Origin of the sequence: Methylobacterium fujisawaense, assembly GCF_039619325.1 — a bacterium.
In the GTDB taxonomy this organism is placed as follows: Bacteria; Pseudomonadota; Alphaproteobacteria; order Rhizobiales; family Beijerinckiaceae; genus Methylobacterium; species Methylobacterium fujisawaense.
Map to the genome: position 1 here is coordinate 5377782 of NZ_CP155000.1, position 18036 is coordinate 5395817.

General features: G+C 67.7%; 19 protein-coding genes. 6 read left to right on the top strand and 13 right to left on the bottom strand.

Annotated features, from left to right (window positions below; all coding sequences use genetic code 11):
* Positions 1 to 57: 57 nt before the first annotated feature.
* Together ABC766_RS25450 and ABC766_RS25455 are read right to left on the bottom strand one after the other, a co-directional pair.
* Entirely contained in the window at positions 58 to 465 is a 408-nt protein-coding gene (locus ABC766_RS25450; protein ID WP_342142787.1) for a thioredoxin family protein, read from the bottom strand.
* Between the two features lie 143 nt (positions 466 to 608).
* A complete protein-coding gene (locus ABC766_RS25455; RefSeq protein WP_342142789.1) occupies positions 609 to 902 on the bottom strand; it encodes a hypothetical protein in 294 nt (97 codons plus the stop codon).
* 262 nt (positions 903 to 1164) lie between these two features.
* Between ABC766_RS25455 and ABC766_RS25460 the strand changes: the two genes are divergently transcribed.
* On the top strand, positions 1165 to 1839 hold the full coding sequence (locus ABC766_RS25460; RefSeq protein WP_342142791.1) for a TetR/AcrR family transcriptional regulator: 675 nt from the start codon (positions 1165 to 1167) through the stop codon (positions 1837 to 1839).
* A gap of 57 nt (positions 1840 to 1896) precedes the next feature.
* Entirely contained in the window at positions 1897 to 2358 is a 462-nt protein-coding gene (locus ABC766_RS25465) for a DUF2852 domain-containing protein (RefSeq protein WP_345819770.1), read from the top strand.
* Positions 2359 to 2443: 85 nt separating this feature from the next.
* Here ABC766_RS25465 and ABC766_RS25470 read toward each other — a convergent pair whose 3' ends face one another.
* Positions 2444 to 4135, bottom strand: coding sequence for a methyl-accepting chemotaxis protein (locus ABC766_RS25470; RefSeq protein WP_345819771.1), 1692 nt, complete (start codon positions 4133 to 4135; stop codon positions 2444 to 2446).
* 514 nt (positions 4136 to 4649) lie between these two features.
* On the opposite strand from ABC766_RS25470, the gene upp reads away from it, so the two are divergent.
* The 4 genes from upp (at position 4650) to ABC766_RS25490 (ending at position 8271) form a co-directional block, all read left to right on the top strand.
* Complete coding sequence (gene upp / locus ABC766_RS25475) at positions 4650 to 5285, top strand: uracil phosphoribosyltransferase (protein ID WP_345819772.1); 636 nt, start codon at positions 4650 to 4652, stop codon at positions 5283 to 5285.
* Between the two features lie 177 nt (positions 5286 to 5462).
* Positions 5463 to 6704, top strand: a complete 1242-nt coding sequence (locus ABC766_RS25480) for an ABC transporter substrate-binding protein (protein WP_345819773.1) — start codon at positions 5463 to 5465, stop codon at positions 6702 to 6704.
* Between the two features lie 132 nt (positions 6705 to 6836).
* The gene (locus ABC766_RS25485; RefSeq protein WP_043351323.1) at positions 6837 to 7850 is read left to right on the top strand and encodes an NAD(P)H-quinone oxidoreductase; all 1014 of its coding nucleotides are present in this window, start codon (positions 6837 to 6839) and stop codon (positions 7848 to 7850) included.
* 115 nt (positions 7851 to 7965) lie between these two features.
* Positions 7966 to 8271 (top strand): hypothetical protein, encoded by a 306-nt coding sequence (locus ABC766_RS25490; protein ID WP_043351325.1) that lies wholly within the window; start codon positions 7966 to 7968, stop codon positions 8269 to 8271.
* 45 nt (positions 8272 to 8316) lie between these two features.
* Here ABC766_RS25490 and ABC766_RS25495 read toward each other — a convergent pair whose 3' ends face one another.
* From ABC766_RS25495 to ABC766_RS25540, 10 genes are all read right to left on the bottom strand, one after another.
* Positions 8317 to 9198 carry a 3-hydroxybutyryl-CoA dehydrogenase gene (locus ABC766_RS25495; RefSeq protein ID WP_043758171.1) on the bottom strand — a complete coding sequence of 294 codons (882 nt, stop codon included), beginning with the start codon at positions 9196 to 9198 and terminating at the stop codon, positions 8317 to 8319.
* Between the two features lie 183 nt (positions 9199 to 9381).
* Positions 9382 to 10335, bottom strand: coding sequence for an electron transfer flavoprotein subunit alpha/FixB family protein (locus ABC766_RS25500; RefSeq protein ID WP_111473846.1), 954 nt, complete (start codon positions 10333 to 10335; stop codon positions 9382 to 9384).
* A gap of 67 nt (positions 10336 to 10402) precedes the next feature.
* Positions 10403 to 11152: an electron transfer flavoprotein subunit beta/FixA family protein gene (locus ABC766_RS25505; RefSeq protein ID WP_043351331.1), complete on the bottom strand. Its 750-nt coding sequence runs from the start codon at positions 11150 to 11152 to the stop codon at positions 10403 to 10405.
* Positions 11153 to 11321: 169 nt separating this feature from the next.
* A complete protein-coding gene (locus ABC766_RS25510) occupies positions 11322 to 11894 on the bottom strand; it encodes a cob(I)yrinic acid a,c-diamide adenosyltransferase (protein ID WP_043380117.1) in 573 nt (190 codons plus the stop codon).
* Positions 11895 to 11907: 13 nt separating this feature from the next.
* Entirely contained in the window at positions 11908 to 12537 is a 630-nt protein-coding gene (locus tag ABC766_RS25515; RefSeq protein WP_043380114.1) for an acyloxyacyl hydrolase, read from the bottom strand.
* Between the two features lie 139 nt (positions 12538 to 12676).
* On the bottom strand, positions 12677 to 12862 hold the full coding sequence (locus ABC766_RS25520) for a twin transmembrane helix small protein (RefSeq protein ID WP_053609901.1): 186 nt from the start codon (positions 12860 to 12862) through the stop codon (positions 12677 to 12679).
* Positions 12863 to 12928: 66 nt separating this feature from the next.
* Positions 12929 to 15517, bottom strand: a complete 2589-nt coding sequence (locus ABC766_RS25525) for a TIGR02302 family protein (protein WP_345822838.1) — start codon at positions 15515 to 15517, stop codon at positions 12929 to 12931.
* A 176-nt stretch (positions 15518 to 15693) separates the two neighbouring features.
* Positions 15694 to 16902 carry a polyhydroxyalkanoate depolymerase gene (locus ABC766_RS25530; RefSeq protein WP_043380107.1) on the bottom strand — a complete coding sequence of 403 codons (1209 nt, stop codon included), beginning with the start codon at positions 16900 to 16902 and terminating at the stop codon, positions 15694 to 15696.
* 236 nt (positions 16903 to 17138) lie between these two features.
* Positions 17139 to 17384, bottom strand: coding sequence for a hypothetical protein (locus ABC766_RS25535; RefSeq protein ID WP_043347682.1), 246 nt, complete (start codon positions 17382 to 17384; stop codon positions 17139 to 17141).
* Positions 17385 to 17542: 158 nt separating this feature from the next.
* Positions 17543 to 17752: a hypothetical protein gene (locus ABC766_RS25540; RefSeq protein ID WP_043758164.1), complete on the bottom strand. Its 210-nt coding sequence runs from the start codon at positions 17750 to 17752 to the stop codon at positions 17543 to 17545.
* Positions 17753 to 18036 lie beyond the last annotated feature (284 nt).

Here is an 18036-nt window from a genome sequence, read left to right on the forward strand (position 1 = left end):
TTATGTCGGAGCTTCCCTGAACGGGACCGGACAGGCCGGCCTCGCAGGAGCGGCCGATCAGAGGGTCTTCTCCACGAGGCCCTCGATCCATTCCGGCTGCGTCTCGCCGACCGAGCGACCGACCTCGGTCGTTCCCTTGTAGGCGATTAGCGTGCTCTGCATCCGGACGTTGAGGCGCCTCAGCAGATCCTTCTGGCTGTCGAAGTCGATGTCGAAGATCTGGAGGTCCTTGAAGCGCGGCTCGGCCGCGAGCTTCGCGAGGATCGGTTTCTGCGTGCGGCAGATCGGGCACCAGGGCGCACTGACCGCGACCAGGACCGGCTTTCCGGCTTTCTGCGCAGCCTCGAAGGCCGCGTCCGAGAACGGGGTCGTCTCGGCCGCCCTGGCCGGGGCCGGCCTTCCGAGCAGGATGGGGCAGGTGAGGGCAAGGCCGGCCAGCGCGAGGATGTGACGGCGGTTCTTCATGGCGTGCTTTCCTCCCGGCCTGCTGATGGACCGGATTGCGGTGTTTGAGGAATGCTACGCCGCGCGCCCGGGCGCGTCGCGAGATCCCGGGCGGCCCGAAGATCGAAAGCGCCCGCGCACGATCACATTGTCGAGACGCCGGTCTACGGCGCTCCGGACGACCGGTCTTCCTCGGCCAGCGCCGCGATGTCGTCGGCATCCACCGCGTCGATGGGGCGCCGGATCCGCAGCGCCCGCGTGGGCGCGCCGGCGCGCATCACCAGCACGATGGTCTCCATGTCGGGACAGCCTGGATCGGTGCAGGCGATCTCGTTCACCGCCAAGGTATCGTCCTCGCCGAGGCGCAGGGCCAACCGCAGGTCCTGCTTCAGGCGCGACGCGATCTCGGCACGCTCCGCCGAGCGGGCGCGCCACGCCTTGAGGCTCACAAAGGCCATGCGCGATGCTCGTCGTCCTGCACTGGAAGCCCCGGCATTCGCCGCCGTCCGGGGGATCGTCGATCCCTCTGGATTTTCCGATGTAATAGTGTTGCATGCTCGGGAGGTGGTCAAGCGTGGTGCGGGGCGGCCCGAAACAACCGTCGCGTTCGGCCGTCATACCGAAGGGCGGGCCTGGAGACACAGTCTCTGGCGGCCTTGGACTCGACAGCGGCGCTGGGGTCCTGTGAGGTGCAACAGGCGCGCGAAGGATGATGAGATCTTGCGACCCTGGCGGGACGGGCCGGACGACCGGCGCAGCTACCATCACGGCAATCTGAAGGAGGCCCTCCTGGAGGCCGCGCGCCGGTTCATCGCCGAGCGCGGGATCGGCGGCTTCACCCTGGTGGAAGCCGCGCGCCTCGTCGGCGTCACCCCGGCCGCGCTGTACCGCCATTTCCGGGGCCGGGAGGCACTTCTGGAGGAGCTGGCCGGGCGCGGTTTCGCGGAACTCGCCGCCCGTCTGGCGCGGGCCCTGACGTCGCGCGGGACGCCGTTGGAGCGGTTCACGCGGATGGGTGAGACTTATCTCGCCTTCGCCGAGGAAGAGCCGGCCTACTACGCGGCGATCTTCGAGACGCGCGGCTTCCCCACCGGCGGCGGCGACCTCGACACGGCGGCCAGCGATGCGGTGGCGTCGCGGCCGAGCCCGTTCGATCTCTTGGTCGAGGCGCTGCAGGCGACGTTCTCGGACGGATTCGGGGGCGTGGCACCCCGCTTCATCGCCCTGGAGGTGTGGGCCTTGGCCCACGGCCTCGCGACCCTGTCGGCCGCCGGACATCTGCCACGCGGGCCGGGTTTTCCGGACAAGTACGAGTTGCTGCGGGCCGGGGTCCTGGCGCTCGTCCACGGAGCCTCCCGACAGACCGAGCGCGAGGGCGGTCTCGGACGACCTTGAAAGGCACCTCCGGGACCCGCATGTTAACCGCGTTCACATGAACAGCGGAGCACAGCCGTGACCTCTCAAACCTCTTCACCCTGGGCGACCGGCAAGCTCTGCCGGACTGGCCCGTTCCCGCGCCGGTCGCTGGAGATTGGCGCAATCGTCGTCGGTTTCATCTACTGGTGGCCGGTCGGCCTCGCGTTGGTGGCCTGGAAGGTTGCGGGTTATCCGGCCTTCGCGGAAATGCGCGACGCGGCGCGGCGCGCGGCTTCCGAGTTTGAGGGAGGACGCCCCGCCTCGCGCTTCGCCCGGGCGTTCGAAGCCGCCAACCGACGCGACAGCAGCGGCAATGCCGCCTTCGACGCGTACCGTCGCACCGAGCTCGACCGTCTTGAGGCGCAGCGGCGTGCCCTCGAGGAAGAGAGCCGCGCCTTCTCCGAGTTCGTGGAGGAGCTGAAGCGCGCCCGGGATCGTGAGCAGTTCGATGCCTTCATGGCCAAGCGCCGGGCCGAGGGCGGGGATCGCTCCGTCTGATCCTGCATCTGTGGGCGTCCGGGCTCAGGGGCTCGGACGCGCCGTCCCTGTGATTCAAGCGCCGGCGTGACGCCCATCCGACGGTTCAGGCCGCGCGGACGGTTTCGAGGAACCGTGCCACTTCGGCGTTCAGGTGCTCGGATCGTTCCGAGAGCCGCGACGCTTCGACCAGAACCTGACCGGCCGCCGCGCCGGTCTTTTCGGCTGCGTCGGCGACGCTGACGATGTTGCTGGTCACCTCGCTCGTGCCCGCCGCGGCTTGGCCGACGTTGCGAACGATCTCGTGGGTGGCCGCGCCCTGCTGCTCCACTGCGGCGGCGATCGAGGTCGCGACCCCGTTGATCTCGCGGATCCGCGCCGTGATGGCGCCGATGGCCGATACGGCCTCCCCCGTCGAAGCCTGCACCCGCGTGATCTGACTCGAGATCTCCTCCGTGGCGCGGGCGGTCTGCTCGGCCAGTGCCTTGACCTCCGTGGCGACGACAGCAAAGCCGCGTCCGGCGACACCCGCCCGGGCCGCCTCGATCGTGGCGTTCAAGGCCAGAAGGTTGGTCTGGCCGGCGATGGTCGAGATCAAACCGACGATGTCGCCGATCCGCGACACGGCCTCGCTCAACTTCTGGACAAGCGCACCGGTCTGATCTGCCTCGTCCACGGCACCCCGCGCCAAGTTGGCCGAGCCATCGACCTGCCGGCCGATCTCCTGCACGGAGGTGCCGAGTTCCTCGGCGGCCGCCGCGACGGTGCTGACGTTGCTCGCTGCCTGCTCGGCCGCGGCAGCGACCGTCGTGGATTGCTCGGCGGTCACCGCCGCAGTGGCCGTCATGGACCGGGCCGTGGTCTGCAGCCCGATGGCCGAGGCCGAGACCTCCGCGATGATTCCGCCGACGGTCTCCGCGAAGCGATCGGCGAGCTGGCGCATCCCGAGCCTGCGCTGGGCCTCCGCATGCTGTCGCGCTGCCTCTGCTTCGGCCTCGAGCTGATGGGTGCGGAGCAGATTGTCCTTGAACACCTGGACCGCCGCCGCCATGGCGCCGATCTCGTCGCGCCGGTGCTTGAACGGGATGTCCGCGCAAGCGTCGCCCTCGGCCAATTTGCTCATCGCACCCGTCATCGCGGCGATCGGGCGCGAAACACGGAGCAGGCCGAAGATCGCCGCGCCCAGAGCCGACACGAGGGCGAGGGCGATTGCTCCATATGCGGCCACCGACGCGGTGTTGACCCTGGCCATCGCGGTATCGGCGTTCCGGGCCGCGGCCTCCTCGTCATGGGCCACCAGACGCGCGAGGGCCGCACGGGCGGTATCGTACATGCCGACGACATCGGAGTTCACCAGGAGGGCGCGGGCCTCCCGTTCCTGGCCCGATTCGAGCAGGCGAAGCGCCTCGTGATCCGCTTGCTCGAATCGGCTCCACGAGGCCGCGAAGGCATCGTAGAGCTTCCGTTCCTCAGCCGTGCTGATCAGGGGCACGTAAGCGCGACGGGCTCGCAACAACTGTGCGTGCGTCTCCGCGAGGTTGGCCGCGTTGGTCATCCGATGCTGAGGCGTGTCCGACAGCAGGATGAGGCGGTATTGCTTGATGCGCACCTCGGATGCCGCCATCTCGATGGCGCCCACTTTCTGCAGCGAGGGGATCCAGTTTCCGGCGAGGGTCGTCGCCGCTTCACCGATGTCGCTGAGCTGATAAAGGGACAGGCCACCCTGAGCCGCCGATATCAGTGCGAGCCCTCCGAAGAGGATTCCAAGCATTGCTGTGATTGACTTGGTCAGGCGCATAAATAGGGCCGATCGGATCGAAGGGTCGCATCGGAAGCAAGGATGCTCGTGATCCGATTTAGAACTTAAATTAATCCGGGCAAGTGACATCAGCGGCAAGCACTCTAGAGTAAAATTTTGTAATATGGCATGCGGTATTATTTATATATTGTCGTGTATAGTGTAAAGATAGCGATTTTATTGTCACAGATTTGATCTTATATCTGGGTCTTATTGCTATAAAAATGACCGGCCATGCTAAAAGATCTGTTATGAGGATGCGCGGCCGCGATTTTCCAGGAGCATGATCCGCGGCTTTCAACCCGGCACTTGTTGGATAGACATTCCGCGCCTCGCTTGAGCGTGCCAATCTCTGCGGCGACCGGTGGCCCGCGCCGAACTTGGTTTTGCGCCGCGCGCTCCGCAGTGCATCCGAGCGCCCTCGACACATGGGCTGTCGCCGGGCCGCAGCGTCGAGTTGCGCCTTGGCGTCGGCTCCGGCATTGGTCCTCCTTTGCTGATGGAGGGGGTGCGAATGCCGACGGGTCGGGTCACCGTGGTCGATCACCCGCTTGTGCAACACAAGCTGACGCAGCTACGTGACAAGAACCGCTCGACCAAGGGCTTTCGCCAGATCCTGAACGAAATCGGCATGCTCCTCGCCTACGAGGTGACGCGCGACCTGCCGCTGGAACCGGTGACGATCGAGACGCCGCTCCAGCCGATGGAGGGGCGTCAGATCCAGGGCAAGAAGCTGGTCCTGGCGCCGATCCTGCGGGCCGGGGTCGGCTTCCTCGATGGTATGCTGTCGCTGGTTCCGTCGGCCCGCGTCGCCCATATCGGGCTGTACCGGGATCCCGAGTCGCTGGAGGCGGTCGAATACTACTTCAAGGCGCCGTCCGATCTCGCCGACAGGACCGTTCTGGTCCTGGATCCGATGTTGGCGACGGCCAATTCGGCCATCGCGGCCCTCGACCGGCTCAAGGCGCGTGGTGCCTCCGATCTGCGCTTCGTCTGCCTGCTGGCGGCTCCGGAGGGCCTCGCCAAGTTCCAGGCCGCCCATCCCGACGTGCCGGTCTGGACCGCGGCGATCGACAGCCATCTGAACGAACATGGCTATATCGTCCCCGGCCTCGGCGATGCCGGCGACCGGATGTACGGCACCCGGTAGGATCCAAACTCAGCCGTCGTCGCGGTCGGATCGCGATTTCAGATGTGCGCGCGGCAGACGGATCATCTGTCACCGCTTTCCTTATCTGCACATTGTATTCACGCGCCTGAATAGAGCACAATCCTGCCTCGGATCCGATGCGGCGCCAAAAGCCGCACGGACCGCAGGAGGAAGCCCATGCCGATGGAACGCAGCGTTTCGAGTCGTGTCCTGGCCCTGCTCGCAGTGGCCGGATTGCTGGGGTCGACGCAGGCACGCGCCGCCGACCCGATCCGGATCGGGGTCATCGCCGAGGCGCAGTCGGTCGTCGGCGCCTCGATCCCGCAGGCGGTCCAGCTCGCCGCCGACGAGATCAACGCCAAGGGCGGGATCGACGGGCGCCAGATCCAGATCGTCAGTTACGACGACAAGTCGTCCGCCTCCGACGCGGTCCGGGCCTTCCAGCGGGCGGTCTCCGAGGACAAGGTCAACCTCGTCATCGCCAGCTACATCTCCGAGGTGGTGCTGGCACTGATGCCCTGGGCGGCGCGGCTCAAGACGCCGATGATCACGCCCGGTGCCGCCTCCAACGAGATCAGCCTCGCGATCCACAAGGACTACGCGCGCAACAAGTACTCCTTCCACGGCTACCTCACCTCGGCGGCCCTGGCGCAGTCGATCTGCGATTCCACGAAGGACATGCTGATCGATCTGATGAAGGTGAAGACGGCCGCGATCATGAGCGAGGACGCGGCTTGGACCCGTCCCCTCGATGTCGGTTACGAGAAGTGCCTGCCCGAGATCGGTGTGAAGGTCGTCGACCATATCCGCTTCTCGCCGGACACGGGGGACTTCACGCCGATCTACAACAAGATCGAGGCGGCCAAGCCCGACCTGATCGTCACCGGCATCTCGCATGTCGGCGTGCAGCCGACCGTGCAGTGGCAGAACCAGCAGGTTCCCCTCGCCATGACGGGGATGAACTCGCAGGCGACCTCCTCGACGTTCTGGGCGAACACCAACGGCGCCACGCAGGGCGTGATCTTCCAGAGCATCGCGGTGCCGGGCGCGGCGATCACCGACAAGTCGCTCGCCTTCAGCGACGCGTTCAAGAAGCGCTTCGGCAGCGATCCGTCCTACGCAGGCTACATGGCCTACGATCAGGTCTACTACGCGGCGGATGCGGTGAAGCGCGCCGGCTCGACCGAGGCCGACAAGCTCGTCGAGGCCCTGGAGAAGACCGACTGGGTCGGCACCGTGGGGCGGACGCAGTTCTACGGCAAGGACGACCCGTTCACGCACTCGATCAAATACGGTCCCGGCTTCGTCACCGGATTGATGGCGCAGTGGCAGGACGGCAAGCAGGTCGCGGTCTGGCCGAAGAGCCTAGCGCAGGGCGCGATCGTCTTGCCGGCGGCCGTCAAGGCGGCCGCCCGCTAGCTTGCCGTTCGGATCGGCAATGGACGCGTGCGGCGCCTTCGGCTTGCCAAGCGCGCCCGTTGCCGCAAGTAGAGCCGTACCGCGTCAGCGTGAACGCGGCTGAGATCACGTGCGCGCAAAGGATTATCGTTGATGGCCAGCACCGACCTGCCCGGGACCATGCGTCAGATCCGCTTCGCGGGTTCCGGGGGCCCGGAGGTGATCAGCGTCGAGACCGCCCCTGTGCCGCATGCGGGACCCGGACAGGTCCTGATCGAAGTGGTGGCGGCCGGCGTGAACCGCCCCGATGTCGCGCAGCGCGCGGGGGTCTATCCGCCGCCGCCCGGCGCCACCGAGATTCCCGGCCTCGAAGTCGCCGGTCGTGTGGTCGCGATCGGGAGCGAGGTCACGGGCCTGTCGCTCGGCGATGAGGTCTGCGCCCTGGTGATCAGCGGCGGCTATGCGGAGTATGCGGTGGCCGAGGCGGCCCATTGTCTGCCGCGTCCGAAGGCGGTCTCGCTCGTCGATGCCGGCGGCCTGCCGGAGACGTTCTTCACGGTCTATTCGAACGTCGTCCAGCGCGGACGGCTCGCGCCCGGCGAGAGCTTCCTCGTGCATGGCGGATCGAGCGGCATCGGTGCCACGGCGATCCAGATCGCCAAGCATGTCGGCGCGCGGGTCTTCGCCACGGCGGGCTCGGCCGAGAAGTGCCGGTTTTGCGAAGATCTGGGGGCGGATGCCGCGATCAACTACAAGGAGGCGGACTTCGCCGAGGAGGTGAAGCGCCTCACCGACGGACGTGGCGTCGACGTGATCCTCGATATGATCGGTGCGAGCTATCTCGCCCGGAACCTGAAGTCGCTGGCTCCGGACGGCCGGCTCGTGATGATCGCCCTGATGGGCGGCTACAAGGTCGATGGCCTGAACATCACGCCGATCATGCGCAACCGCCTGACCTTTACCGGCTCGACGCTCCGGCCGCGCGGGAAGGCCGACAAGGCAGCGATCGCCGAGGGGCTGCGCCGGGATATCTGGCCCGAGCTCGATGCCGGGCGCATCCGGTCCGTCACCCATGCCACGTTCCCGCTGGAGCAGGCTCGGGAGGCGCACGAACTCATGGAGTCGAGCGCGCATCTCGGCAAGATCCTTCTGACGACCGGGCGGTGACACCGCGATCCGGCAGGAACCTGCCTCGGCGGCCCCGCGTTGGCGGCCGGTAACGAGATCGTGTCGCACAGCGCCCGTTTCGGCGTGTGGCGTCCCGCCGAGGAAGGTCCTGCAGATGGTCGAGAGATTGAATCCCAACGAGAGCCGTCAGGGCGAGCGCGGCAAACCGATGCTCTGGGTCCTGGTGGGGAGCCTCGTTCTGCTGGCGATCGCCACCGTGGGTCTCCTCACGTGGAACGGCGCCAATTCGCCGAAGGATTACGCCAGCCAGAGCCAGGACGCGTCCCGCAAGGAAGTGACGGGTTCGGTGAACGGGCAGTCGGGCGCCGCGTCGCCGACCAACAGCACGGGCGTGCCGGGCGGTAACCCGTCCTATCCGCAGCCCGCGCAGCCGGGGGCTAACGGCAACGCGCCGAAATAACACCGACCCGGGACGGCTTCTCCAGCCGTCCCGCGGCCTGACGGCTCAGCGGGTCGGGATCGGCGTCGGCCCGCGGTAATCGTAGAACCCGCGTTTGGCCTTACGGCCGAGCCAGCCGGCCTCGACATACTTCACGAGCAGAGGGCACGGGCGGTATTTCGAATCCGCCAAGCCTTCGTAGAGCACCTGCATGACCGACAGGCAGGTGTCGAGACCGATGAAGTCCGCGAGCTGAAGCGGGCCCATCGGATGGTTCGCGCCCAGCCTCATGGCCGTGTCGATCGATTCGACCGATCCGACACCCTCGTAGAGCGTGTAGATCGCCTCGTTGATCATCGGCAGCAGGATGCGGTTGACGATGAAGGCCGGAAAATCCTCCGACATCGTCGAAGTCTTGCCGAGCTTGGCGATGAACGCCTTGGCGGATTCGTAGGTCGTATCCTCGGTGGCGATGCCCCGGATCAGCTCGACGAGCTGCATCACCGGCACCGGATTCATGAAGTGGATGCCGATGAACTTCTCCGGCCGGTCCGTCGCCGCCGCCAGCCGCGTTATGGAGATCGACGACGTGTTCGTCGCTACGAACGTCTCCGGACGCAGCGATCCGCACAGGCTGCTGAAGATCTCGCGCTTCGTGGCCTCGTTCTCGGTCGCGGCTTCGATCACGAGGTCGCACGGCTCGAGGGCGGCGAAGTCCCGGGCGGCTACGATCCGCGACCGAACCTGAGCGCTGTCCTCCTCCGACAGCGTGCCTTTCGAAACGAGGCGACCCAGGCTGCCCTCGATGACCGTCAGACCATTCTCGAGCCGGGCGGGATCGCGATCGTTCAGCAGGACGTCGAGGCCGGCGGTGGCGCAGACCTGCGCGATGCCGCTTCCCATCTGGCCTGCGCCGATGATGCCGACCCGCTTGATCTCCATATGCATGTGCCGACCTGTGCCCCCAATGCGGATGCCGATACACGGCCGCCCGGTTCGACCGAGGGCACGAGCGCGACGGCACCGCGCGAAGTCTCGCCGTCGCAGCGTTCTAGACCAATCTTCGATCCGGAAGGAACCCGCGAATCCGCCTTCGGCGACAATACTCGCGGGTTGCCAGATTCCGCTCCGTTATTGACCCTTGGCTTTGCCGATCTCGGATTGCAGCTCCGGCACGACCTGAAAGAGATCGCCCACGAGCCCGTAATCGGCCACTTGGAAGATCGGTGCGTCCTCATCCTTGTTGATGGCGACGATGACCTTCGAGTCCTTCATGCCGGCGAGGTGCTGGATCGCCCCCGAGATGCCCACCGCGACGTAGAGGTCCGGCGCCACGACCTTACCGGTCTGCCCCACCTGCCAGTCGTTCGGCGCGTAGCCCGCATCGACGGCGGCCCGAGAGGCGCCGACGGCGGCTCCGAGCGAGTCGGCGAGCGGCTCGATCAACTCGTGGAACTTCTCGGACGAGCCGAGCGAGCGGCCGCCGGACACGATGATCCGCGCAGAGGCCAGCTCCGGGCGATCCGACTTGGCGATCTCCTCGCCCTTGAAGGTCGAGCCGCCGGCCTCGGGCGCTCCCGCCGACACGGCCTCGACCGGGGCGGCCGCGCCACCCTCGGCCGCAGCCTTGAAGGCGGCCGTCCGCACGGTGATCACCTTCTTGCCCGCCGGCGCCTGAACGGTCTGGATCGCGTTGCCGGCATAGATCGGCCGATCGAACGTGTCGGGCGCAACCACCTTGATGATGTCGGAGACCTGCGCGACGTCGAGCAGGGCCGCCACCCGGGGCAGCACGTTCTTGCCGGTCGTCGAAGCCGAGGCGATGATCGTGTCGTAGGGCTCGGCAATCGACGCGATCAGCGCCGCGACCGGCTCGGCAAGATCGTGGTCGTAGACGCCGTCCTCGGCGTTCAGGACCTTCTCGACGCCGTCAAACTTGGCCGCCGCCGCGGCCACGGCCTGCGATCCCGAACCCAGGACCAGAGCGTGGATCGGGGCGCCGATCTCCTTGGCGGCCGAGAGCGCCTTCAGCGTCCCGTCCTTGATCTGACCGTTGCCGTGCTCGACGAAAAGGAGTGTCGTCATGGTCTGCTGGTGCCCTTGAGGGTTGTGGCGCGGGGCTCGACCGTGGCTCGGGAGCCCCGCCTGCGGATCAGATGACGCCGGCTTCGACCTTGAGCTTCTGCACCAGCTCGGCCGCGGAGCCGACCTTGACGCCGGCCGAGCGGCCCGGCGGCTCGGCGGTCTTCAGCACCGTGAGCCGCGGCGTCACGTCGACGCCGAGCGCGTCGGGCGTCAGCTCCTCCAGCGGCTTCTTCTTCGCTTTCATGATGTTCGGCAGCGACGCGTAGCGCGGCTCGTTGAGGCGCAGATCCGTCGTCACGATGGCCGGCAGCCTGAGGCTGACGGTCTGCAGGCCGCCGTCGACCTCGCGGGTCACGTCGAGGCTGCCCTCGCCCGGCTCGATCTTGTACGCGAAGGTGCCCTGCGGCCAGCCGAGCAGCGCACCGAGCATCTGCCCGGTCTGGTTCGAGTCGTCGTCGATCGCCTGCTTGCCGAGGATGACGAGCTGCGGGCTCTCCTTCTCGACGACGGCCTTCAGAAGCTTCGCCACCGCCAGCGGCTCGCAGGTCACGTCCGTCTTGACCAGGATCGCACGGTCGGCGCCCATGGCCAGCGCTGTGCGCAGCGTCTCCTGCGCCTGCTGCGGGCCGATCGACACCGCCACGATCTCGGTGACCGTGCCCTTCTCCTTGAGCCGGATCGCCTCCTCGACGGCGATCTCGTCGAAGGGATTCATCGACATCTTCACGTTGGCGAGCTCGACCCCGGAGCCGTCGGCCTTCACGCGTATCTTGACGTTGTAGTCAACAACCCGCTTGACGGGCACCAGCACCTTCATGGCGGTCACGATCCTTCCCCGGAGGATTCTTGTCGTCGTGCAGGCCACTTCCACGGCGCGCAAGGCGCAGCGTGGCGGGGGCACGCAAGGCGCGCGGACCGTAACGGCCACATTTCCGCCTTGTCAACGCGGCGCCGTGGCGGCCCGGCGAAAACCCCTCGGCCCGGGCTCAACGATTGGCGCCGGGCACCCAGAGCACGTCGTCGGCGCCGTCGGAATTGGCGGCCCGGCTCGCCACGAACAGGAAGTCGGAGAGGCGGTTGAGGTAGCGCAGCGCCTCCGGCGACACCGTCTCGTCCTCCCGGGCGGCGAGGCTGACCGCCAGGCGCTCGGCGCGGCGGCAGACGGTGCGGGCGAGGTGCAGGGCCGCCGCGGCCGGCGATCCACCGGGAAGCACGAAGGATTTCAGCGGTGGGATCGCCTCGTTCAGGCCGTCGATGTCGCGCTCCAGCCGCTCGACCTGGCTCGCGACGATCCGCAGCGGCTCGTATGGGAGGGGCTCCGGGCTCGGCGGCGTCGCGAGGTCGGCCCCGAGGTCGAACAGGTCGTTCTGGATCGCCCCGAGCATCTGGTCGAGCGGCCCCTGCGTGTGCAGGCGCGCGAGTCCGATGCAGGCGTTGGTCTCGTCGACGGTCCCGTAGGTCTCGACCCGCAGATCCGCCTTCGAGCGACGCTGTCCGTCCGCCAGGGCGGTCGTGCCCTTGTCGCCGGTCCTCGTGTAGATGCGGTTGAGCTTGACCAAAGGGTTTGATGCCTCAGAACGTGTAGCCGATCTTGCCGCCGTAATTCGTCAGGCCGCGATTATTCGCGCAGAGCCCGGCATTCGACATGTGCTCGATCGTCGCCATGATGCTCCAATGTTCCGTGATACGGAAGCCGAGAGCCGCCGCCTCGCGGAACATGGGTGAGCACCCGAGCGTGTTGAAGCCGTAGGGCGTCTCCGCCTTCGGGCCGGTCCAGCCGTTATGGGCCACGCCGCCGAAGAACCCGTCGAGGAAGACGCGGCGATTGAAGGTCTCAGGAAAGACTTCGAGGGTCCAGGTCGCGCCGAGATAGGCGTAGCTGGTCCGGCCGCCGGTGTTGTAGCTGCCGCCGACGGTCGGCCGCGGCACGAAAGCCTGCCAGAACGGATCGGCGCTGAGGATCGGCTTGGCGAAGAGGATCTCGCCGTTGACGTTCGCCTTGCTGAACCCGGGAAGCTTGCCCTCTGCGCTGCCCGGGTCCTGCACCGCGCCGCCGATCCGGATCTCGGACACGATGCTGAGCGGCTGGACGGGGGCCAGGTAGGCGGCAGGCGGCGGCGGTGGCGCGTCCGCGGCCGAAGCCGGCATGATCGCCGCCCCGGTCAGGATGCCGAACAGACAGAGGCGGGAAGGGGCAGTCATGCGGGCTCGGCCGGTTAGGCGCAGCGATTTGCTTCTACCGAGCGTAGCAGAGGCCCGCGATATGCGGCGGCCAATTCATCCGTTACCGGGCGGAAAGGTGTTCGGTGCGGCGGCGCGGTCACACCCGTCCCGGCGGAATTCAGGCCGAGCGCCACCAGACGACGCCCATGATGATCACGATCGCGACGAATTGCAGGAGCACGCGCAGGCGCATCAGCCTCTGCGAGAGACTGGCGCTGCCGCCGCGCATCATGTTGGCCAAGCCCAGGAGCAGGACGGCGGCGACGGCAAGGCAGGCGATCAGGACGAGGGTATTCGACGACATGCGGGTGGGGATCCGGGTGGGGCCGGAGCCGTGATCCGGCTCGGCGCGTCGTGAGGGTGCGGACGCTCAGTTGCGGCGGAGCAGGCGCTCGAAATAATCGAGTTCCTCGCGGGGGCGGGTCGGGTCGCCGAGCTTGCGCCGCAGCTCTTCCATGATGCGCCGGGCGCGCTGGACCGCTGATTCATCGGCTGTCGGCACGCGGACACGTCCGTCGCTCATATCGCGGCCGCGCGTCGGACGTCCGAGGGGATCGTCGTCCCGTGCCCCGGCCTGGCCCTGCTGCCCCGGCTGCTGACCGCCATCCTGCTGGCCTTCGCCCTGGCCCTCGGCCATGTCCTGCATCTGCTGCGCCATGCCGTCGGCGCCGCGCTTCAGGCCGTCGAGGGCGCGCCCCTGCGCGTCGACCGCCCCGCTCGAATCGCCGTCCTTCAGGGCGTTCTCGGCCTCGCGCATGGCTTCCTCGGCATCGGCGAGACCTTGCTCGCCGCGCATGCCGTTCTCCTTCATGCGCTGTTGGAGATCTTCGAGCCGCTGCCGAAGCGCCTGCTGCCGCTCTCCGACATCGCCCTTCTGGCCCTGCTGCCCTTGGCCCTGCTGCCCCTGGCCCTGCTGCCCCTGGCCCTGCTGTCCTTGGCCCTGTTGTCCTTGGCCTTGCTGACCCGGCTGTCTCTGGCCCTGCTGTCCGCGCTGTCCTTGCTGCGGCTGACCGCGATTCTGCTGGCGCTGGCCGCCGCGCGGCTCTTCGCCGTCCTTGAAGGTCTCGTCGCGCAGGCCCTGCTGCTCGCGGGACATGGCGTCGAGATCGCGCATCTGCTTCTGCATCTCGCGGGACGCCTGATCCGACCGGCTTCCGCGTTCGGCCGTCTGCAGGTTCTCCAGGATGTTGCGCAGCTGTTCCATCAGGCGCTGTGCCTCGGCGGTGTCGCCGCGCTTCATGGCCTCCGCCATGTCCTGGATCATCTTATCGAGATCCTCGGGCGTGACGGTCTTCGACTGAGCATTCTTCTGCCCGCGATCGCTCTGCTCGCGAGGCTCGCGGCCCTGCTTTTGCGCCATCTCCGACAGGAACTTGTCGAGCGCCTGCTTCAGATCCTGGGTCAGGCGCTTGATTTCGTCGTCGGGCGCGTTGCGCTCCATCGCCTCCTTCAAGCGATCCTGGGCTTGGCGGAGCTGCTTCTCGGCATCCGAAAGGTCACCGTCCTCGATCTTCAGGGCCATCTCCCACAGGAGATCGGCCACCGCGATGAGATCGGCGTCCGTCCGGGCGCGGCGCAGCCGCTCGGTGGCCGTCCGCAGACCCAGGAAGATGGCAGGCTGCGGCGTGAACGTGTCGGGGGCGACCAGGAGGGCGTCCAGGGCCCCCTGAACCCACCGGCGGTCCGTATCGGGTGCCGTCACGAGGCGGCGACGTTCCTCGGCGAGCGCCCGCGCCAGCGGCTCGCGGAACGGGCGCGCCGGCAGGACGATCTCGGCATCCGGCGTCCGGCCTTCCTGACCGGCCTCGTCCTTGACGACGATGTGATAGCGGACCCGCGCCCCGGACCATGGGCTGTCGGTGAGGTCGACCAGGGTCTTCGTGTCGGACTCGCCGTTGGCGTCCCCGGGCAATGCCAGATTGATGTGGGGAACCGGGACCAGAGCACGGGCCGATTTCAGCGGCTCGATCACGGCCTCCGCCGAACTGAGCCCGTAATCGTCCTTCGCGCGGTAGGTCAGGTTGAAGGTACCGCGGCCGTTCACTTCGGGGCCGCCGACGGCCGTCACCTCCGGCGGTCGGTCGGGGATCGCGTCCACGGTGAGGCGTTGCCGGCCTGCGGGAGTCACGATCGTCAGTTCGGCGCCGCCAACGATGCGATAGCGCTCCTCGCGCAGATCGGGCCGCGCCTCCTGGCCCGGGACGGGGACCAAGCCGGCATTGGGTGTCAGCGTCGTCTCGGACGCGGCCTTACCCTGACCGGCGATCCGCACGATCAGCTGCGCGTTGACGGGGGCGCGCAGACGCTGATCGTTTCCGTCCATGGCGATCAGGAGGGGCGGAAGCCGCGTGTAGAGCGGCGGGTCGATCCAGCCGTCCACGCGGAAATTGGGGCTTTGCGCCGCGGGCTCCTGCCAGTCGAACGCCGCGCCAAGGCGCTGACGCCACTCGGGCCCGGCGACGAACAGGCTGGCGATGGCGGCGACCACGAGGCCGGCGCGAAGGGCGAACGGATCGTGCCGGACCATGCCGGGCCTCGGCAAACCGACCCGCAGGGCCGAGACCGCCTGCGCGGCCCGCCGTTGATGGAGCTCCCAGAGGGTCCGGCTTCCCGGATCGGCGGCACCCACGGCGAGGCTGTCCTGCGCCGCGGAGGCCGGTCCGTGACGCAGGGCCGGATCGCGGGCCGCCGCCTCACGATCGAGCCGTGCCAGGGCGACGCGCCGATCGGGCCGGGCGATATGGATCAGCGGTACGAGCGCGGCGACGAGGAGAAGTCCCAGGATGCCCAGACCGATCTGGCGCCAGATCGGCGTGAGATCGAGCCACAGCCCCGACCAGGACAGCATGAGGAAGATCAGTCCGACCCCGATCCCCCGCCAGAGGACAGGCCAGGCTTGCTCCCAGAGGGCTGCCGCCCGGGCGCGAGCCACCAGCCGGTCGAGCCGTGCGGAGACCATTGTCGGGCCGTCCGCGCTGGTCTTGTTCTCGGTGCCGATCACGCCGACCGTTCCGCCTCACGCCGCAGGAGTGGCCCCAGGAACCACGCGAACCGGGCTCCCATCAGAAGACGGTAGCATGGTGGGCCGCGCGGGTCGGCGGGTCAAATCGGCGCGACGCGTCCCCGGTCTCGCGGTCAGTTGTGCGCCTGGATGAAGTTGCGCACCTGCGGGTAGATCTGCGACTCCCAGCGCCGCCCGGCGAAGACCCCGTAATGGCCGACGCCCGCCTGGAGGTGATGGGTCCGCATGTAGGGGGCGAGGTCCGAGCAGAGATCATGGGCCGCCATGGTCTGGCCGACCGCGCAGATGTCGTCGCGCTCGCCCTCGACGGTCATCAGGGCGGTGCGGCGGATCGCCCGCAGGTCAATCGGCTCCCCCCGATAGCTCACTGCATTCCGAGCCAGGGCGTGATCCTGGAACACGGTCTTGACCGTTTCCAGGTAGAATTCGGCCGCGAGATCGAGCACGGCGAAATACTCGTCATAGAAGGTCTCGATCGCCTCGGCTTTCTCGCGCTCGCCGTTGGCCATGTGCCAGAAGAGATCGGCGTGACCCTGGATATGGCGCTTGGCGTTCATCGCCATGAAGGCCGAGACCTGCATGAAGCCCGGATACACCTTGCGGCCGGCGCCCTTGTGGCGCGTCGGGACCGTCGCGATCAGGTTCTTCTCGAACCAGTCGATGGGCTTGGAGGTCGCGAGTGCGTTCACGCCCGTCGGGTTGATGCGGCAATCCACCGGGCCGGCCATCAGGGTCATGCTGCGCGGGGCGGCGGGATCCTTCGCCTGCGCCATCGCGGCTGCCGCCACGAGGGCCTGAACGGCGGGCTGGCAGACCGCCACCATGTGGGCGCCTTCACCCATCGTCTGCAGGAAGTGGATCAGGTGGCCCACGTAGTCGTCGAAACCGAACTGGCCTTCCGACAGCGGCACGTCGCGGGCATTGTGCCAGTCGGTGATGTAGACGTCGTGGTCGGGCAGCATGGTGCGCACGGTGGCGCGGAGCAGCGTGGCGAAATGGCCCGACATCGGCGCGACCATCAGCACCTTGGGCTGCTCGGTATGGATGTCCTTCTTGAAGTGCAGCAGCGTCCCGAACGGCGTGACCTCGACCGGCTCCTCTGAGACCGGGACGCTCCGGTTCCCGACGTTGACCGTCTCGATGCCGTAGGGCGGCCGCGCGAAGGTCAGACCGGCGCGCATCATCATCCGGGCGCCGGCGGACATCCAGGTGACCGGCTCGCCCAACCCGATCCAGGGCGACCAGATGTCGTTCAGCAGCCGGCCCCATGCCCGGGTCTGGGCAGCGATGTCGGTCTGCAGGTCGAACGCGTCGTACAGCATCGGGCAGGCACTCGCTGGAGCCCTGCCCGGCACGCGGGCCATCGGGGCGGCAAAGGTGGCGGATGCCGGGGTTTGAATTGCATCAGCGTGGCCGTGCAGGATGGGTCCCGTTCCCGGAGGCGGCAACTGTCCGAACGGCGGATGCGAACAAGAAAAATCGTGACGTGGCTTTGATGCACCAGACCAAATCGCGGCCGGGCGCGACGGCACGGACACCGCCGACGCGCCCGGCCGCGTCAGGACGCGCGCCGGACGACCGTGCGGGGCTCGCCTTCGGTCCGGCGATGCTCGCAGGCGATCTTGAGATACCGGTCGCTGCCCCCCGGCAACCCGGCCTGGGCTGCCATCGTCTGGGCGTGCATCAGGCACTCCATCGGCGTGTGCGCCGGGGCGATGATGACGTCCAGGGCGGTGTCGCGGGAGCAATCCTGAGCCAGAAGCGTACCGGCGCAGACCAAGGCAACAGAGAGCAATTCCGACATGACGGACCTCAGCTTCGAGCGATCGAAAGGTCCGCGGGGTGCTCTGGCGTGCGAGCCGCCGCGTTGTCGTTGCCTGAGTGCTTCCTCCCGGTTGCCGGACCCTTCAAGCACGTCGTGTGCCAGTTGGGCGGACGGCCGAAGACTTGATCTGCGCGCCCTCAGTCGCGGGACGATAGCCAGTGCGTTTCCGGTTCGTCGGCGGGCAGGAGGGCCGCGACGGCGTCGAGATCCACGACGTAGTGCTCGGTGAGACGCTGCCACATCTCGACCGGCGACGTGACCTGCGGCCGGAGCCCGTCGAGGGCACGGGCGAGCAGGGCCGTGGTCACCAGCGTCGGGCGCTGCAGGAGCGGATCAGCGTTCAACATCGATGTCGATCCCCTTCGGAGGACAACACTCTCAGCCACACGTAGTTAACGGTCGGTTACGATCGCGGACGACGTCTTGCTCTAAGCTTGTCAGATCGCCAAGCCGCACCTCTAGTCTGGCTTGCCGCGCCGCGATCACAGTGCCGGCCGCGGCGCTCGGTCGGCCTACTCTTGCCGGCGGGCGGGCGGGGGTATCCCGGATCATGACCCGGGCCGGCCGGGGTCTGGGACATCTGCCGAAGCCCCTCCGAGTTCACAAGCCCGACCCCATCCCTTATCAGGCG

Excerpts from the sequence above, each read along its gene's own strand:
- ABC766_RS25450 (WP_342142787.1), bottom strand. The coding sequence starts at position 465 with ATGAAGAACCGCCGTCACATCCTCGCGCTGGCCGGCCTTGCCCTCACC.
- ABC766_RS25455 (WP_342142789.1), bottom strand. The coding sequence starts at position 902 with ATGGCCTTTGTGAGCCTCAAGGCGTGGCGCGCCCGCTCGGCGGAGCGT.
- ABC766_RS25470 (WP_345819771.1), bottom strand. The coding sequence starts at position 4,135 with ATGCGCCTGACCAAGTCAATCACAGCAATGCTTGGAATCCTCTTCGGA.
- upp (WP_345819772.1), top strand. The coding sequence starts at position 4,650 with ATGCCGACGGGTCGGGTCACCGTGGTCGATCACCCGCTTGTGCAACAC.
- ABC766_RS25480 (WP_345819773.1), top strand. The coding sequence starts at position 5,463 with ATGCCGATGGAACGCAGCGTTTCGAGTCGTGTCCTGGCCCTGCTCGCA.
- ABC766_RS25485 (WP_043351323.1), top strand. The coding sequence starts at position 6,837 with ATGGCCAGCACCGACCTGCCCGGGACCATGCGTCAGATCCGCTTCGCG.
- ABC766_RS25490 (WP_043351325.1), top strand. The coding sequence starts at position 7,966 with ATGGTCGAGAGATTGAATCCCAACGAGAGCCGTCAGGGCGAGCGCGGC.
- ABC766_RS25495 (WP_043758171.1), bottom strand. The coding sequence starts at position 9,198 with ATGCATATGGAGATCAAGCGGGTCGGCATCATCGGCGCAGGCCAGATG.
- ABC766_RS25500 (WP_111473846.1), bottom strand. The coding sequence starts at position 10,335 with ATGACGACACTCCTTTTCGTCGAGCACGGCAACGGTCAGATCAAGGAC.
- ABC766_RS25505 (WP_043351331.1), bottom strand. The coding sequence starts at position 11,152 with ATGAAGGTGCTGGTGCCCGTCAAGCGGGTTGTTGACTACAACGTCAAG.
- ABC766_RS25515 (WP_043380114.1), bottom strand. The coding sequence starts at position 12,537 with ATGACTGCCCCTTCCCGCCTCTGTCTGTTCGGCATCCTGACCGGGGCG.
- ABC766_RS25520 (WP_053609901.1), bottom strand. The coding sequence starts at position 12,862 with ATGTCGTCGAATACCCTCGTCCTGATCGCCTGCCTTGCCGTCGCCGCC.
- ABC766_RS25525 (WP_345822838.1), bottom strand. The coding sequence starts at position 15,517 with ATGGTCTCCGCACGGCTCGACCGGCTGGTGGCTCGCGCCCGGGCGGCA.
- ABC766_RS25530 (WP_043380107.1), bottom strand. The coding sequence starts at position 16,902 with ATGCTGTACGACGCGTTCGACCTGCAGACCGACATCGCTGCCCAGACC.
- ABC766_RS25535 (WP_043347682.1), bottom strand. The coding sequence starts at position 17,384 with ATGTCGGAATTGCTCTCTGTTGCCTTGGTCTGCGCCGGTACGCTTCTG.
- ABC766_RS25540 (WP_043758164.1), bottom strand. The coding sequence starts at position 17,752 with ATGTTGAACGCTGATCCGCTCCTGCAGCGCCCGACGCTGGTGACCACG.